13 protein-coding genes and 1 tRNA gene are annotated in these 13,228 nt (G+C 65.1%); 12 read left to right on the forward strand and 2 right to left on the reverse strand.

Going from position 1 to position 13,228, the window contains the following annotated elements; all coding sequences use genetic code 11:
• Window positions 1-48 precede the first annotated feature (48 nt).
• The 6 genes from OKC44_RS03605 to OKC44_RS03630 all read left to right on the forward strand — a co-directional run bounded on the left by OKC44_RS03605 (window position 49) and on the right by OKC44_RS03630 (window position 6,364).
• A tRNA-Arg gene (locus tag OKC44_RS03605) sits at window positions 49-125 on the forward strand.
• A 146-nt stretch (window positions 126-271) separates the two neighbouring features.
• Entirely contained in the window at window positions 272-415 is a 144-nt protein-coding gene (locus tag OKC44_RS03610; RefSeq protein ID WP_162847498.1) for a hypothetical protein, read from the forward strand.
• A gap of 94 nt (window positions 416-509) precedes the next feature.
• Window positions 510-1,406 carry a DMT family transporter gene (locus tag OKC44_RS03615; RefSeq protein ID WP_270811088.1) on the forward strand — a complete coding sequence of 299 codons (897 nt, stop codon included), beginning with the start codon at window positions 510-512 and terminating at the stop codon, window positions 1,404-1,406.
• A 121-nt stretch (window positions 1,407-1,527) separates the two neighbouring features.
• Window positions 1,528-3,465, forward strand: a complete 1,938-nt coding sequence (locus OKC44_RS03620) for a methyl-accepting chemotaxis protein (protein WP_270811090.1) — start codon at window positions 1,528-1,530, stop codon at window positions 3,463-3,465.
• Window positions 3,466-3,972: 507 nt separating this feature from the next.
• Complete coding sequence (locus tag OKC44_RS03625) at window positions 3,973-5,418, forward strand: OprD family outer membrane porin (protein ID WP_011704981.1); 1,446 nt, start codon at window positions 3,973-3,975, stop codon at window positions 5,416-5,418.
• A gap of 118 nt (window positions 5,419-5,536) precedes the next feature.
• The gene (locus OKC44_RS03630) at window positions 5,537-6,364 is read left to right on the forward strand and encodes an SDR family oxidoreductase (RefSeq protein WP_270811091.1); all 828 of its coding nucleotides are present in this window, start codon (window positions 5,537-5,539) and stop codon (window positions 6,362-6,364) included.
• A 157-nt stretch (window positions 6,365-6,521) separates the two neighbouring features.
• Here OKC44_RS03630 and OKC44_RS03635 read toward each other — a convergent pair whose 3' ends face one another.
• Window positions 6,522-6,854, reverse strand: coding sequence for a DUF1904 family protein (locus OKC44_RS03635; RefSeq protein ID WP_042065275.1), 333 nt, complete (start codon window positions 6,852-6,854; stop codon window positions 6,522-6,524).
• A gap of 87 nt (window positions 6,855-6,941) precedes the next feature.
• On the opposite strand from OKC44_RS03635, the gene OKC44_RS03640 reads away from it, so the two are divergent.
• From OKC44_RS03640 to OKC44_RS03655, 4 genes are all read left to right on the forward strand, one after another.
• Window positions 6,942-7,835: a TraB/GumN family protein gene (locus OKC44_RS03640; protein WP_270811093.1), complete on the forward strand. Its 894-nt coding sequence runs from the start codon at window positions 6,942-6,944 to the stop codon at window positions 7,833-7,835.
• Window positions 7,836-7,967: 132 nt separating this feature from the next.
• Entirely contained in the window at window positions 7,968-8,153 is a 186-nt protein-coding gene (locus tag OKC44_RS03645; RefSeq protein ID WP_011704978.1) for a DUF3149 domain-containing protein, read from the forward strand.
• Between the two features lie 118 nt (window positions 8,154-8,271).
• A complete protein-coding gene (gene smrA / locus OKC44_RS03650) occupies window positions 8,272-8,886 on the forward strand; it encodes a DNA endonuclease SmrA (protein WP_270811095.1) in 615 nt (204 codons plus the stop codon).
• Between the two features lie 133 nt (window positions 8,887-9,019).
• Window positions 9,020-10,498 (forward strand): carboxypeptidase M32, encoded by a 1,479-nt coding sequence (locus OKC44_RS03655; RefSeq protein WP_270811097.1) that lies wholly within the window; start codon window positions 9,020-9,022, stop codon window positions 10,496-10,498.
• 69 nt (window positions 10,499-10,567) lie between these two features.
• Here the strand turns inward: OKC44_RS03655 and OKC44_RS03660 are convergent, their stop codons facing one another.
• A complete protein-coding gene (locus OKC44_RS03660) occupies window positions 10,568-10,969 on the reverse strand; it encodes a VOC family protein (RefSeq protein WP_270811099.1) in 402 nt (133 codons plus the stop codon).
• A gap of 209 nt (window positions 10,970-11,178) precedes the next feature.
• On the opposite strand from OKC44_RS03660, the gene OKC44_RS03665 reads away from it, so the two are divergent.
• Window positions 11,179-12,744: an AlkA N-terminal domain-containing protein gene (locus OKC44_RS03665; protein ID WP_270811101.1), complete on the forward strand. Its 1,566-nt coding sequence runs from the start codon at window positions 11,179-11,181 to the stop codon at window positions 12,742-12,744.
• Window positions 12,741-13,217 (forward strand): methylated-DNA--[protein]-cysteine S-methyltransferase, encoded by a 477-nt coding sequence (locus OKC44_RS03670; protein WP_270811102.1) that lies wholly within the window; start codon window positions 12,741-12,743, stop codon window positions 13,215-13,217. The genes OKC44_RS03665 and OKC44_RS03670 overlap by 4 nt, the downstream gene beginning before the upstream one ends.
• Window positions 13,218-13,228: the final 11 nt, after the last annotated feature.

Here is a 13,228-nt window from a genome sequence, read left to right on the forward strand (position 1 = left end):
ATCAAGGGTTTAAAAGGGAGCGGCTTCTTGTATAATGCCCGCCACAATGCTCCCGTAGCTCAGTAGGATAGAGCGGTCCCCTCCTAAGGGACAGGCCACTGGTTCGACTCCAGTCGGGAGCGCCATACAAAACAAGGGGTTGGCATCATCATGATACCAACCCCTTGCTCGTTTTTGGCCAAGGCCGCCATTCGGCTGATTGCAGTCACGTCGGCCGCCCCGCACCCCGCCTCAATCGTACCTACCCAAACTAACCTGCCAGCTCCGTGACGTGGCCCTGCTGAACCTGCTGTTTGGTTCTGGCGGCACCTGGTTTGATCCCTTGCTGCCCCTGCTGGTGCTGGCGCTCATCATCTGGGGCGTGCGTCGCCAGCAGTTGCCTGCCATCAGCAGCGCGGTGGCCGACAGCAAATAATCCCGTCGCCACACCACCGAGGTATGGCCATCAGGGAGGGCCGGTCTGCTAGACTGGCCCTCTTTTTGTTCATTCATCTGCAAAGGAGTGTTGGATGTCTGCTGCTTCGTGGTGGGACAAGCCCACCGGGCTGGCGCTGCTGACCATAGTGCTGTGGGCCTCGCTGGCGGCGCTCACCTCCCGGGTCACCAGCGTGTCGCCGCTGGTGCTGGTGGGGCTGGTGCTGTTTTTCTGCGGGGCGGGTGCCCTGCCGTTCTGGCGTCAGTGGCGGGCTCGTCCGGTCAACTGGCTGGTGACCATCAGCGCCCTGCTGCTCTATCACCTGCTGCTGTTCATGAGCTTTCGCCATGCCCCCGTGCTGGAGGCGAACCTCATCAACTACCTGTGGCCACTGTGCATCATCTTGTTCACCCCACTGCTGCTGCCGGGCCACCCGCTGCACGGTCGTCACCTGCTGGCCGGCGCCCTGGGCCTGGCCGGCTCGGTGCTGGTGATGGTGAACGGCGAGCTGCAGCTGCAACAGGCCTATCTGCCGGGCTATCTGCTGGCGCTGGGAGCCGCCATCGTCTGGGGCGCCTACTCGGTGCTGTCGCGCCGGCTGCCGCCGGCCCCGGCGGTGATGACGGCGGCGGCCTGTCTGCCCGCCGGGTTGCTGGCACTGCTGCTGGCCTGGCTGCTGGAGGGACCGCTGCCGGTGGCCCGCATCCCGACCGGTGACTGGGGCCTCATCATCGGGCTGGCGCTCGGCCCCATGGGGGCGGCTTTCGTCACCTGGTATCTGGCGCTGCGAGACGGAGATCCGCGCCGGATCGGGGCACTGGCCTATCTGACGCCGCTGCTGAGTACCCTGCTGCTGGTGCTGCTCAATGGCGAGCAGCTCACCCCCCGTCACCTGCTGGCCGGTGCTCTCATCATGGGGGGCGCCCTGCTCGGCATGCTGGGCAAGCCCCCTGCCCGCCAGCAGCAGGAGGCCCCGGCCCCGCAGCCGTAAGACAGTCCCCCCCCTCGACAGTCAGTCCGGCCGCCGGGCTGACTGTCATAAAAGCGCCATCTCTGCTGCTTAAGCTCACGCCGACGCCCATCGCCGTGGTTCAACAAGCAGGAATGCTGCCGTGAAAATTGCCCATTACGCCTCCCTCTCTTCTCTCGCTCTGCTGCTGGTCGCCGCCGTGCAGGTCGGTGCCCTCTGGCACGGCTGGCAACAGCTCAACCAGGCCGAGCAGGCCCAGTACCAGCACGAACGGCTGCTGCAGCGGCTCACCGGCACCCTGCAGGGCACCCTGCGCGACTACCTCGCCAGCGGCGATCCCCTGCGGCTGACCGAGGCCGAAGCGGTGCGCAAACAGGCGCTTGCCCAGCTCACCCAGCAGGATGTGGCGCTCACGGCCCAGCTGCGCACCCTGCTCGAACAGATGGGAGCGCGCATCGACAGCGACTATCTGGCGGCCGGCAAGCTCTCCGGCAACAGCCAGTGGCTGCTGCAAAATGCCGAGAACGAGCTGACCGATCAGGCCAGGGCGCTGCTGCGTTATGGCCAGCAAGGGGAGACGGGGAGCGACCCGGCCAGCGCCGAGCGCTATCGCCAGCTGGCCGGCGACCTGCTGGCGGCCCTGCCGGGGCTCGCTCACCTGCGCCAGAACTACATGGAACAGGCCAGCCCCAAGCTGCTGGAAGGGTTGCAGTTCGAGCTGGCGGCCCTGCAAAAACAGGCCGAGCAGCTGGCAGCCCTGCCGCCGCTCGGCCTGTTCGAGGCGCCCCCCGCCGACGAATTCACCCTGGGGGAACCGGAGCGCAAGGAACTCGGGGATCTGCCCAAAGCCGAACTGCTCTCGCTGCTCAAGCGCTACCCGCAGGAGCTGGAGAACAGCCGCAAGGCGCTGCAACAGCAGCAGGCGGGCCGTCTCGCGGTGCAACAGGACATAGGCCAGATGCTGCAAGCCACCGGCCAGATGGGCTGCGAACTGGCCGCCGCCCGCCAGGCGGTCAACCAGCGGCTGGCCGCCATCCTCGGCAGCCTGGCGCTCTGTCTGGTGCTGGTCGCCCTGCTGTTTGCGCTGGTGCAGCGCCGCTGGCTGGTCAGGCCGCTGCTGCGCCTGCGCGCGGCCTTCCTGCAGCTCGACGAGACCGGGCAGGCCGAAACCCTGCCAGAGGGGCGCGAGCGCAACGAGCTGGCCGACATCGTCGCCAGCTACAACCGCCTCATCCTGCGGCTGCAGCAGGATCAGCAGCAGAAAGAGGGCCAGCTGTCGGCGGTGTCGCAAAGCCTGCAGGGGATGGTCAACCAGGTGCAGGAGATCCATCACAGCACCCGCACCACGGAGCAGGCGGTGGACGAGAGCGATCTGATGATGAGCGAGCTGAACCAGCTGGCCGGCGAGGTGCATCAGGTGGCCGCCGAGATAGCGCAGCACGCCCAGCACAACGAGCACTCCATGAGCCAGAGCGAGCAGCTGGTGGGCGGCATGTTGCAGGCCACCGCCCAGACCGGGCTTGCCATCGACGAGAGCGGCGGCGCCCTGAACCAGCTCAAGCGCTCGGTGGAAGATGTGACCGCCATCGTCGACGTGATCGGCCACATCTCCCAGCAGACCAACCTGCTGGCGCTCAACGCGGCCATCGAGGCGGCGCGGGCGGGGGAACAGGGGCGCGGCTTTGCGGTGGTGGCCGACGAGGTGCGCCACCTCTCTGCCGATACCCAGCGCTCCCTCGGCCAGATCACCGAGATCCTGACCAGGCTGACCCTGGCGGGGGAGCAGCTCGGTACCGTGCTGGCGCGGATCACCGCTGAAGCCGCCGCCCAGCGCCAGCAGGCGGAGCAGCTGCGCCAGACCACCCAGGCGGTGCGGGAGATGGCGCGCAGCACGGCGGTCATCGCCCTGCAGGGGGCCGACAACGCCAAGAGCCAGGAGCACAAGCTGGCCAGTTTTGCCGATCTCATCGGCCGCATCAGCCAGCACGCCCGCCAGGGCAGCCGCCTCTCGGTGCAGGTGTCGGAGCACATCCACCACCAGGCCAGCCAGATCCCGCGCATCCTCGGTCACCAGGCCTGAGCCGCGCCGGTTTAGCCGGCGCCTCCTACCCGGCCCCTGCCATCGCGCAGGGGTTTATCTTTTTTTGTGGCACAAAATTATCTGTTATCCGCAGGTTAACGAAGAAAGATCCCTCTGCAGCGTGCGATCCGTCCGGATCGGCCGGAAATTTCATCTGAAAACGTTGTCACCACCGATATCAGCGGGCTGGGAGTGTCCACAGCAAGCGTCATGATTATTTGCACTCGGTCATATTTTTGAAACTTGGTGGGAACTTTCCATTGATATTTCGCACCGCGAACGTACTCTTGGATTGTCCGATAGCCAAGGATCGGAACACAAAAAAACAAAATATGTGATGAACAGAACTGCACCACCGCAGATGTGCCAAGACGTCGCGGCCGCAGCCGACATACTCGAACTTTTTGCCCTTCGGGGTCTTGATTGCAATGCCAATACCGAGCGGCGGGCGCTTGCCTGACTGCCGGACAAAAAAAGCTAAGTCCATAAAATCAGGAGCAATACAAAATGGAAAAAGTGATCTTCAAACGTGCCGCATTGAGCGCAGCCATCGTTGCTGCCATGCTCGCCCCCGGTATGGTGTTGGCTGCCGACGAAGCCGGCCCCACCTATGCAGCCGCCGCCAGCAAATTCTATGAAGAAGGCAAACTCAACGGTGGCCTCTTCTACTTCCAGCGTGATCGTCAGCGTATCGACGGCGACCCCACTGCCAAGAACAAAGAAGGCAAGTACCAGTCCAACCTGAGCCACGCCACCACCCAGGCCTCCCTGAACTTCAACTCCGGCTACGCCTGGGACGTGGTGGGTATCGATGTGGGCGGTTTCGGTGCCTATGACCTGGCCGTGACCGAGAACCACCCGGTCAACCAGGAGAACGAGTTCTCCTTCGCCGGCAACAAATGGGGCGAAAACTACAAGGACGGCTCCCCGGAAGGCGGCTTCAGCCTGGCCAACGCCTCGCTGAAATTCAAGGCGCTGGACGGTGCCCTCACCGCCAAGGGTGGTCTGACCCAGCTCTACGTACCGGGCGTGATCGGCGTGAACTGGTCCTATCAGCCGGGTACCTACCGTGGTGGCCAGATCGAGGGTAACTTCGGTGGCCTCTACCTGACCTACGCCATCGCCGACGAGTACAAATCTCCCTGGTACAAAGAGACCCAGAAGTTCTCCCGTGCCAAGGCATGGATGGATCCGTTTGCCGATGAAAACGTCATCGACTACATCCAGGGTGTCGCCGCCCGTTACACCTTCGAGAACGGCACCGCCATCACCGGTTCCTACGGTAACTCCGAAAACTACATGGACAGCTACCACTTCAAGCTGGCCCATAAATTCGACGTGCTGAACGGCCTCTCCACCAGCTACCAGTTCTACGGTTCCGACACCAAGACCTATCAGAAGGGTGGTGCCGACATCGAGACTTACGATGGCCTGGCATGGCAGCAAGCGCTGACCGCCGCCTGGGGCATGGGCCCTTACGGCTTCCGTCTGGAAGGTCTGTGGACCAAGGCCGAGGGTAACGAAGGCAACTACCTGCCCCGTCTGACCCGTGGCTACGGCAACTCCCAGGGCGCGAACGAAATCTGGTGGGACTCCCGCTCCGACTGGAACGCCAACAACGAAAAAGCGCTCTACTTCGGCGTGACCCGCTCCCTGGATGACCTGGTGGGCGCACCTGGCTGGTCCGTCGGTGTCTCCGGTGCCTACGGCTGGGATATCCAGAAAGGCGACGGCACCAAGGCCACCAACGGTGAAGATACCGAATGGGCAGCCAACTTCGACGTCATGTACACAGTGCAGGATGGCAAGCTGAAGGGCACCCTGTTCAAGCTGCACTACACCGATTACAACAACGACATCAGCCAGAGCGGCGGTTGGACCGAATACCCCAACATCTTCGCCTCCGAGAAAGACGTCAAGTTCCACATCATCATGCCGTTCACCATCCTGTAAGCAGGTGGTTGAAGTTAGCAAACCGGGCCAATTGGCCCGGTTTTCTTTTTTCTGATCAGCGGGTTAACATGCAAAACCGCAGGCGCTGCTGCCTGCCTCGTCACACAAGGATGCGCCCATGTCCCGCTTCGTTCTGATCACCGGCTGCTCCAGCGGCATCGGCCTGGCCGCCGCCAAGGCGCTCGGCCAGCACGGCTACACCGTCATCGCCTCCGCCCGCAAGGCCGAGGACGTGGCGCAGTTGCGCCAGCTGGGTTTGCTGGCGGTCGAGCTGGATCTGGCCAACGAGGCCAGCATAGAGCAGGGTGCGGCCGAGGCGCAGACACTGGCCGGCGGCCGCCTCTATGGCCTGTTCAACAACGGCGCCTACGGCCAGCCTGGCGCACTGGAGGATTTGCCCACCCAGGCGCTACGCGAGCAGTTCGACACCAACCTGTTTGGCTGGCACCACCTGATTCGCCAGCTGCTACCGGCCATGCTGGCGGCCGGCGAGGGGCGCATCGTGCAGAACAGCTCGGTGCTGGGGCTGGTGGCCATGAAGTATCGCGGCGCCTACAACGCCAGCAAGTTCGCGCTGGAAGGGTATACCGATACCCTGCGCCTGGAGCTGGCCGGCAGCGGCGTGCAGATCAGCCTGATCGAACCCGGTCCCATCGACACCCGCTTTCGGGCCAATGCCCGCGCCGCCTTCCTGCGTCACATAGATCCCGCCACCAGCCGCCATCAGGCCGCCTACCAGCAGACCCTGAGCCGGCTGGAGCGTGAAGGGGGTGCCCGCGGTTTTACCCTGCCAAGCGAGGCCTGTATTGCGCCGCTGCTGCACGCACTCGGCAGCCCACGCCCCAAACACCGCTACCCGGTCACCTTCCCGACCCGGCTGTTCGGGGTGCTGCGCCGCCTGTTGCCCAGTCGCCTGCTCGACCGGATCCTGGCCAAGTCGGCCTGACGGCGACCGCTTCGCTGCCCGGCACGCCCGCAAGCAGCCTGTAGCCAGGGGTGACGACGAGCGTCGTCGCCTTTCGTCTCATCCCCACCAACCGGCACCAGAATGAGGCACCAGAGTGGCTTGAATCAGCCAAGCCGCCATCCCTGGCAGTCCCCGCTCAGTAGTGCTGGCCGTTGCTGTAATAGCAGCTCTTGACGATGGGCAGTACCTGCACCACCACATAGGTTTGCTCCCCCAGCACCGCTTTCAGATGGCGGGTGATCAGCGCCGCGGCCGCGTCCTGCAGCTCCTGCGGGCGTTCGAACCAGACCAGCTCGACGAACGGAAAGCCGGCCTCGACCTCCCCCTCGCGCACCCAGTGGCTGTCGATGCTCTCCAGGGTGACGAACTCCGGTTTGCCCCCGGTGAGGGCACAGAGATCCGCCAGCAGGGGGGAGCTTATCTGCTTGAGGGTGTCGACGGAGACAGCCCGAAAACGAAGATGGGGCATGGGAAAACCTCTTGGCTGTGACAAATGAGGACTTATCATAGGGGTTATTGTGACGAAGAGAAGCCATCCGCTGACATAAGGTGCCCCATGAGACTCCATCGCCTGCTGCTCCCCTTCCTGCTCTGCCTGCTGCTGCCGCTGAGCGCCTTTGCCGACCCCGCCTTCTATAAGGTCAGCAAGGGCGATCAGCAGCACTGGCTGCTGGGCTCCATCCACGCGGGCAAGCCCTCGCTCTATCCGCTGCCCGACCCCATCGAGCGGGCCTGGCTGCAGAGCCGCGCCCTGGTGCTGGAGGTCGACCTGACCCACATCAGCCAGCAGCAGTGGCAGGAGATGGGGGCCATCACCCGGCTGGTGGACGGCAAGACCCTCAAGGAGCACGTGCCGCTCGATCTCTACCGGCGCACCATCATCGCCGCCGGCCAGAACGGCCTGACCGAGAACATGCTGGCTCCATTGCGCCCCTGGTTCGCCGCCATCACCCTCACCCAGGCGGCGCTGGAGCGCACCGATTTTCGCAGCGCGCTCGGGGTGGACCAGCACTTCGCCAAGCAGGCCGGCGACAGCGGCAAGCCCATCATCGGCTTCGAGACCCTGCTCGAGCAGCTCGGCTACCTCGCCAGCGTCGGTGACAACCAGACCCTGATGCTGGAGAGCACCCTGGACGAGCTGCCCGAACTCGAGCGTGGCTTTCGCGAGGTGATGAAGGCGTGGGAAGAGGGGGACGAGGCGACCCTCGTCAACCTGCTCAAATCGGAAATGGCACCGCCCAAGCTGCAGGCTTGGCTGGAGCAGACCCTGCTGGCGGAGCGCAACCACAACTGGCTGAAGAAATGGTCCACCCTGCCGAACGAGAGCTTCATCGTGGTAGGGGCGCTGCATCTTTACGGCGACCAGGGCTTGCTCGCGTTGCTGGAACAACAGGGCTGGCGCATCACCCCGCTCACCGAGCCGGGTCCGCGCAAGCCGGCCCGCCAATAAGGTGCAGGCGGGGCCACATCGGCCCCGTCAGGGTCTTTATATGGGAGGGCGCTCACAGATCCGGCTGCCGATTTAATAACCACAGAAGGACTTGATCGAGATCATCTCTTTGCTCCCAAAGAGGTATCTATCATGCCTGTCATCAATGGGATGACTGGAGTGCATGAGATGGAATTTTGGATGAACCTGATGTTCGGCAACAGCGTGGGACTGATGTCCATGTTGGTGATTATCGGTACCTTCCTGCTGATCAGTTCCTACGCGGCCTATTTCATCTACAAGGTGATGAACGCCAAGCCGCCGAAAGAGGGCCAATAAGCCTGCGTCAGGCGATCCCCGATCGCCTGATCCCGCTCACTTCCCCTTTGCTCACGGGCTGAGCAACCCGGCGCCACCAGCGCGCCCGCCACTTTCAGATCCGCCCCCGCCCGCTATAATGGCCGCTCATTCCACCTGCGGGGAGCCTGCCGTATCTCATAACGACGAACTCTCACTGTTTCGCAATGAAGTGGCCGATGTGCGCCCCATTCGCAACGACCATATCCGCCTCCAGACAGCGGGCGGCAGCCCGACCGACGCCCAGCTGGCGCGACGCCAGGCCGCCACCGCCGAGCAACTCGCCCTGGATCACCTCAGCATGGAGGCGGTCGAGATGCTCGACCCCCACGCCATCGTCGGCTTCAAGCGCGACGGAGTGCAGGAGGGGGTCTACAAGAAGCTGCGACTCGGCAAATACGAGCTGCAGGCGAGCCTGGATCTGCACCAGAAGACCCTGAACGAAGCGCGCCAGAGCCTGGTGCAGTTCATTGCGGATTGCGAACTGCGCGACATCCGCTGCCTGCTGATCCTGCACGGCAAGGGGGAGCGCAGCACGCCGCGCGCCCTGCTCAAAAGCTATGTCAGCGCCTGGCTGCCGCAACTGCCGGCGGTGATGGCCATGCACAGCGCCGAGCGTCGCCACGGTGGCGGCGGGGCCCTCTACGTGCTGCTGCGCAAGAGCGAGCGCAAGAAGGCAGAGAACCGCGAACGCCATCAGAAACGGCTCGGCTAGCCAGCGCCCGTCATCTGGTCAGTCATCCTAAGCCAGGGTGGTAAAACGCACGAGGGCAGTGCTAGCATCGATCGGCCCCGAGCATGCCAGGTACGGGGTGCACGCCATCAGGGACGATAACAAGGACAATCCCATGTCATATCAAAAACTTGAACAACATCAGCAACAGCTGCACCGGCTCTCCCACCTCTCGGCCATCTGTGGCTGGGATCAGGCCGCCATGATGCCGGAGGGGGGCAACGAAGCCCGCGCCGAGGCCATGGCCGAACTGGGGCTGCTGATCCACCACAAGCGCACCGCCCCCGAGATGGGCGACTGGATTGCCAAGGCCGAGAGCGAGCCGCTGGATGAGCTCCAGCGCGCCAACCTGCGCGAGATCAAGCGCCACTGGCAGGATGCCAGCCTGCTGCCCGGGGATCTCGTGGAGGCGCTGTCGCTCGCCGGCAGCAAGTGCGAGCACGCCTGGCGCCGCCAGCGCAAGGAGAACGACTGGGCGGGCTTTGCCCCCAACCTCACCGAGGTGGTGACACTCTCGCGCGAGGTGGCTCGCCTGCGTGCCGACGCGCTGGGGGTCCGCCCCTACGATGCCATGCTGGCGCTCTATGAGCCGGGCATGACCAGTGCCCGGCTCGACGAGATCTTCGGCGATCTGACCGGCTGGCTGCCAAACCTGATCCAGACCGTGAGCGAGCAGCAAAAGCGCGAGTCGGTGCAGATCCCGCAAGGCCCCTTCCCCATCGCCGCCCAGCAGGCGCTCGGCCAGCAGGTGATGGGGCTGCTCGGCTTCGATTTTGCCCACGGCCGGCTCGATGTGAGCAGCCACCCGTTCTGCGGCGGGGTGCCGACCGACGTGCGCATCACCACCCGCTACAACGAGCAGGAGTTCGTCTCCAGCCTGATGGGCATAGTCCACGAAACTGGTCACGCCCGTTACGAGCAGGGCTTGCCACGCCAGTTGCTGGGCCAGCCGGTGGCCGAGGCGCGCTCCATGGGCATTCACGAGAGCCAGAGTCTGTTCTGCGAGATGCAGCTCGGCCATGATCCCGCCTTCCTTACGCTGCTGGCGCCGCACATTCGCGCCCACTTCGGCGAGCAGGCGGCGTTGGCGCCGGCGAACCTGGTTAAGCTCTACAATCGGGTCGAGCCCGGCTTTATCCGGGTCGATGCGGACGAGGTGACCTACCCGGCCCACGTCATCCTGCGCTACGAGCTGGAGCGCGACCTTATCGAGGGGCGCATCGAGGTGGCGGACATCCCTGCGCTGTGGGACGCCAAGATGCAGCAGTGGCTGGGGCTCTCCACCCAGGGCAACTACCAGAATGGCTGCATGCAGGACATTCACTGGACCGACGGCTCGTTCGGCTACTTCCCGAGCTACACGCTCGGCGCCATGTACGCGGCGCAGCTGCGCTTCGCGCTCGAGCGGGAGCTCGGCAACATGGGCGAGCTGATCGCGGTGGGCCGCCTGCCGGAGATCTTCGCCTGGCTGGGCCGCCACATCTGGTCCCAGGGCAGCCGCTACGGCACCGACGAGCTGGTCAGCCGTGCCACCGGCGAGGCGCTGAACCCGCACTGGCTGCGCCGCCATCTGGAGCAGCGCTATCTGAAGTAGGGCCAGCGCACCCGCCAGCAGAGAACAAACGGGGCCTCGTGGCCCCGTTTTTCATGGTAAGGCGGCGCGTCAGCGCCCGTCCGGCACGCCGACAAACTCGCGCAGCTGCAGGATGTTGCCCTCGGGGTCGAACGCATTGCGCACCACGAAACCGGGGCCGGACCACTGCTGCGGCAGCAAGCCGCCACCGAGATCGGCCGCTTTCGCCTCCACCCAGGCGAGGCTCGGCACGGTAAAGAACAGCTTGATGGCACCCTGCTCGCGCAGCTGCGGCGGCGTGGTGATGACCACCTGCTCGGCATAGGGGGCGGGGATCGCGTGCAGCAACAGCTGGATGTCGGCGTTTTCCTGCACGATCAGCTCGTCACTCTGGCTGCGGATCTCCATCTGCAGCAGGGTGCGATAAAAGTGGCTCAGCAGGCCGGGATCCCTGGCATAGATCAGGGCGCCGGCACGTGCGGGTCCTGGCATGGCTCTCTCCTCCTTGGATGTTGTCACCCCAGATTCGCACACTTGCCCCGCCAAACCGATCTGTTTTTCACGCCCTGTAGTCGCGGGCGCGGCCTCGGTTTTATTTCAATTACTGTCCGTTTCTGGCTAGTCATCGCCTTCGTTCCTGCTTAGTCTCTCACTCATCCGGGCCGCCGCGCCCACCCCGTTTTCGGCGCAAGGAGCCACCGATGCCAACAGATCACACCATGACGATGCCGCCGGCCACAGAGGATGAGCCAGACCTGCCGCTCAGCGCCGAGCAGTGCCATGCCGCCCGCCTGGCCCGCGATGCGCGCTTCGACGGCCGCTTCTTTACCGGCGTGCTCTCTACCGGCATCTACTGCCGGCCTGTCTGTCCGGCGCGGCCGCCACACGAGCACAACGTGCGCTACTTCCAAAGCGCCGCCGCAGCGGAGCAGCACGGCCTGCGCCCCTGCCTGCGCTGCCGGCCGGAGCTCGCGCCCGCCGCCCCCGGCGATCTGCCGCCGACGCTGGCACGCCTGCTGGCCCGGATCGATCGCGGCGAGCTGGCGGAAGGCTCGCTCACCACGCTGGCGGAACAGGCCGGTATCAGTGAGCGCACGCTGCGCCGCCAATTCGAGCAGCACCTCGGCGCCTCGCCGAAACAGGTGGAGCAGACGCGCCGGCTGCTGCTCGCCAAGCGGCTGTTGACCGAAACCCGGCTGCCCATCACCGACATCGCGTTTGCGGCGGGCTTTGCCAGCATTCGCCGCTTCAATGACGCCTGGCAGCAGGCATACGGCTTGGCACCGCGGGCCCTGCGCCGTCAGAGCGAACCAGCCGGCGACGACGCCGCCCTGACGCAGGCTGCACCACAGCCCGAGGAGGGGGCGATGCTCACGCTGCAACTGCCCTACCGCCCCCCATACGACGTGGCGGCCATGCTGGCGTTCTACCGGCTGCGCGCCATTCCAGGGCTGGAGCGGGTAGATGGCGAGGTCTATGAACGCTTTCACCGGGTCGGCGATCAGGTCGCGCGGGTGCGCATCAGCCAGGGCAAGGGGCACAGCCTGCTGCTCAGCGTCCATGATCTGCCGCCCACCGCGCTGCCGGATCTGCTGTATCGGGTGCGCCGGATGTGGGATCTCGATGCCGACATGCAGCGCATCGGTGCGCGGCTCGGGCAGGATCCGCTGCTGGCGAGCCTGCAGGCGCGCTGGCCAGGGGTTCGGCTGCCCGCCGGCTGGGATGAGTACGAGGTGATGCTGCGCGCCATCGTCGGCCAGCAGGTGTCGGTCAAGGGGGCCATCACCATACTCGGGCGGCTGGTGGCGCGTACCGAGGTGCAATTCGGGGTGGCGCAGTTGCCCACCCCTGCCCAGCTGTGTGAGCTCAACCTGGACGGTATCGGCATGCCCGGTAGCCGGATCAGAACGCTGCAGGGGCTGGCGCAGGCGCTGGCCAGCGGCGAGTTGAGCTTGATCAGCGCCAGCGATGAACAGCTGCTGGCACTGCCCGGTATCGGCCCCTGGACGGTCGCCTACTGGCGGCTGCGCTGCGGGCTGGATCCGGATGCCTTCCCCGCCTCGGATCTGGTGCTACTGAAGGCGCTGGGGGGCGGCACCAAGTTGCCGGTGAAAGCGGTATTGGCCCACAGCGAAAGGTGGCGGCCCTGGCGCGGCTACGCGGCGAGCTGGCTGTGGCATGCCATGAGCGAGGAGCCGGCCCTGCTGACCGAGTCGGCACCAGGCGGTGCAGCAAGCGACAACCAAGCAGAGGAGACAACCCCATGATCCACTACGATATCCTGCCCAGCCGCTGCGGCGATCTGCTGGTAGCCATCGACGAGCGCGGCCTGCTGCACGTGGACTTCGTGGCGGGACTGCGCGCGCTGCCCGACATGAGTGGCTGGCTACAGGACAAGGTGGCGCTGGCCCCTTTTCTCGCGCAATTTGAGGCCTATTTTGCCGGCCGCCTGCAACGCTTCACCCTGCCGCTCGCACCAAGAGGCACGGCGTTTCAGCAAGCGGTCTGGCAGGCGCTGTGCGACATCCCCTACGGCGAGACCCGCAGCTACAGCGACATTGCCCGCGCCATCGGCAAGCCCAATGCGGTGCGGGCGGTGGGCGCCGCCAACGGCCGCAACCCGCTCTCGATCATCATCCCCTGCCATCGGGTGATCGGCCAAAACGGCAGCCTGACCGGCTATGCGGGGGGCTTGCCCATCAAGCAGGCGCTGCTCACTCTGGAGGGTATCTCTGGTTGACGACACGGCGC

This window comes from Aeromonas sp. S41-2 (genome assembly GCF_027705845.1).
In the GTDB taxonomy this organism is placed as follows: Bacteria; Pseudomonadota; Gammaproteobacteria; order Enterobacterales; family Aeromonadaceae; genus Aeromonas; species Aeromonas hydrophila.

Excerpts from the sequence above, each read along its gene's own strand:
- OKC44_RS03615 (WP_270811088.1), top strand. The coding sequence starts at position 510 with ATGTCTGCTGCTTCGTGGTGGGACAAGCCCACCGGGCTGGCGCTGCTG.
- OKC44_RS03625 (WP_011704981.1), top strand. The coding sequence starts at position 3,973 with ATGGAAAAAGTGATCTTCAAACGTGCCGCATTGAGCGCAGCCATCGTT.
- OKC44_RS03630 (WP_270811091.1), top strand. The coding sequence starts at position 5,537 with ATGTCCCGCTTCGTTCTGATCACCGGCTGCTCCAGCGGCATCGGCCTG.
- OKC44_RS03635 (WP_042065275.1), bottom strand. The coding sequence starts at position 6,854 with ATGCCCCATCTTCGTTTTCGGGCTGTCTCCGTCGACACCCTCAAGCAG.
- OKC44_RS03640 (WP_270811093.1), top strand. The coding sequence starts at position 6,942 with ATGAGACTCCATCGCCTGCTGCTCCCCTTCCTGCTCTGCCTGCTGCTG.
- OKC44_RS03645 (WP_011704978.1), top strand. The coding sequence starts at position 7,968 with ATGCCTGTCATCAATGGGATGACTGGAGTGCATGAGATGGAATTTTGG.
- smrA (WP_270811095.1), top strand. The coding sequence starts at position 8,272 with ATGGCCGCTCATTCCACCTGCGGGGAGCCTGCCGTATCTCATAACGAC.
- OKC44_RS03655 (WP_270811097.1), top strand. The coding sequence starts at position 9,020 with ATGTCATATCAAAAACTTGAACAACATCAGCAACAGCTGCACCGGCTC.
- OKC44_RS03660 (WP_270811099.1), bottom strand. The coding sequence starts at position 10,969 with ATGCCAGGACCCGCACGTGCCGGCGCCCTGATCTATGCCAGGGATCCC.
- OKC44_RS03665 (WP_270811101.1), top strand. The coding sequence starts at position 11,179 with ATGCCAACAGATCACACCATGACGATGCCGCCGGCCACAGAGGATGAG.
- OKC44_RS03670 (WP_270811102.1), top strand. The coding sequence starts at position 12,741 with ATGATCCACTACGATATCCTGCCCAGCCGCTGCGGCGATCTGCTGGTA.